Source organism: Frankia sp. CcWB2 (assembly GCF_977927585.1).
Window position 1 is genome coordinate 32,405 of the sequence record NZ_CDWRCM010000007.1, and the last position, 2,202, is coordinate 34,606.

The following is a 2,202-nucleotide window of genomic DNA, read 5'->3' on the forward strand; positions in this document are numbered from 1 at the left end:
AGCATCCCCTGGGAGTTGCTGGAAAATAACCTCAGGTTTTGATCTTGGTCTTGCCGGTGAGATTCGCGAGGCCCGCCGCGGTGAGTGCGATGATCGGTGTCCGCGGATCAGGCGGTTCCGCGCGACCGTTTCGCGTCGTCGTGCAGCCCGCCGACGAACGACTCCGCGACGCTGACCTGCTCCCGAAGCGTAGAGAGCTTTTCCTCCGCGAGTACCACCCAGGTGCCAAGCCGTTCCTGGAGCTCGGCCCGGGCGTCCGCGGCGAGGTCGGGCTCGGCGAGCTCGTCGCGAAGGGCCAGCAGCGACCGTATCTCCTCCAGGGTGAACCCCAGCGGTTTCATCTTCTTGATGAGGAGCAGCCGCTCGATGGCATCATCGTCGTAGAGACGAAATCCCCCTACGGTCCGACCTACCGGCATGAGGAGCCCCGATTCCTCATAGTAGCGGACTGTTCGCAGGGAGAGACTGACCCGCTCCGCAACGTCCCCGATCTGGTAAACGTCGCCACGGGTCGTGTTCGATCCCGAAACACCACGGCGATTGGTGGACAACTCGGCCCTTACGTTAAGGTAGATATTGGACGACCGGACCGGACGCCAGGCAATCGACTGTACGTCGATCGGCGATGCAGCGCCCCCTTTGCCGAGGCGGGGGAGCGCGGGACGCCCGAGCGTGCCGTCCGTCGTCCGGTACCGACCGGAACGCGTTACCGGAAACGTGAGATACGTCACGTCGGGGCCGTCGCGCTCGCCGGTGCGACCCTGCAGCTGCGCCCTCGGCTTCCACCTGACCGGCCCCGCGTTCGCCTGGACGCGCACGTTACCCCGGCCCCGACGGGCACGGCGCCGGCCCGAACGGGAGGAGGGTGGGTTGCCGGGGCGGGTGGGAAGGTTGTCGTAGGCTGGACATATCGTCTGTGCCGACAGGGTTGAGCCGATCAAGGTCGGCCCGGTATCGGGGCTGGCCCGGTATTAAGGCTGGCCCGGTATCAGGGTCAACTGGGTATCAAGGTCGGCCCGGTATCGGGCCTGATCCGGTATCGAGATCGACTGGGTATCGAGGTTGACCCGGCGCCTGCGGACCGGGGCATCGCCGGGCGGAAGCGTCGTGTGGAGCGGGGCCGGGCGGTAGATCAGGGCCGGATCGGCCTTGCCGTGTCACGTCGTCCGATCCCAACCAGTCGGAGTCGGATCCCAACCAACCGAGAGGCACAGGGACGCACCCCATGACCCTCGCGCCGTTGCTCGACGCGCTGATCGCCCGTCCCGGCGGGGACCCTGCCCTGGGCCGGGCGATCGGCGCGGTCGGTGAACCGGTCCTCGACCTCGCTGGTCCCGCGGCGTTGCGGCCCTTCGCCGCCGCGGCCCTGGCGGTCGGGGCCGACCAGCCGGTCCTCGCCGTCGTGGCTACTGGCCGGGAGGCCGAGGATCTGGCATCGGCGCTCGGCAGCCTGCTCGGTCCCGATGTGGTCGCGGTCTTCCCGAGCTGGGAGACCCTGCCCCACGAGCGGCTGTCCCCCCGGGCTGACACGGTCGGGCAGCGCCTCGCCGTGCTGCGCCGGCTCACGCATCCGGCGAGCACCGGTCGGCCGCCGCTGCGGATCGTGGTCGCGTCGATCCGTGCGGTGTTGCAACCCCAGGTGGCCGGGCTCGGCGAGCTCGCACCGGTCACCCTCGCCGAGGGCGATACGGCCGACCTCGACGGCGTGGTGACGCGGCTGGTGGACATCGCCTACCATCGGGTGGACCTGGTCGAGCGGCGCGGCGAGATCGCCGTGCGCGGCGGCATCCTCGACGTCTTCCCGCCCACCGAGGAGCATCCGCTGCGGGTCGAGTTCTTCGGCGACGAGGTCGAGGACATCCGCCGGTTCTCCGTGGCGGACCAGCGGGCGCTGCCGGAGGATGATGGCGCGACCGGTGGTGGCCGTGTCCTGTTCGCGCCGCCGTGCAGCGAACTGCTGCTGACCGCGCAGGTGCGGGCGCGGGCCGCGGACCTCGCGACGCGCCACCCGGAGCTGCTGGACCTGCTCGACAAGATCGCCGACGGCATCCCCGTGGAGGGGATGGAGGCGCTCGCCCCGGTACTCGTCGACGCCATGTCACTGCTCTTGGACGACCTGCCGGCCGGCACCCACGTGCTGGTCTGCGATCCCGAACGGGTCCGTTCGCGGGCGAGCGAACTGGTGCGCACGAGCCAGGAGTT

Annotated in this window: 1 protein-coding gene and 1 pseudogene; one reads left to right on the top strand and one right to left on the bottom strand. The window is 69.7% G+C overall.

The features are described from left to right. Positions 1 to 107: 107 nt before the first annotated feature. Positions 108 to 551 (bottom strand): MerR family transcriptional regulator, encoded by a 444-nt coding sequence (locus ACY45C_RS01975; protein WP_462185958.1) that lies wholly within the window; start codon positions 549 to 551, stop codon positions 108 to 110. Between the two features lie 674 nt (positions 552 to 1,225). Between ACY45C_RS01975 and ACY45C_RS01980 the strand changes: the two are divergent. After that, a pseudogene (locus ACY45C_RS01980) lies at positions 1,226 to 2,202 on the top strand (transcription-repair coupling factor); the annotation flags it as partial.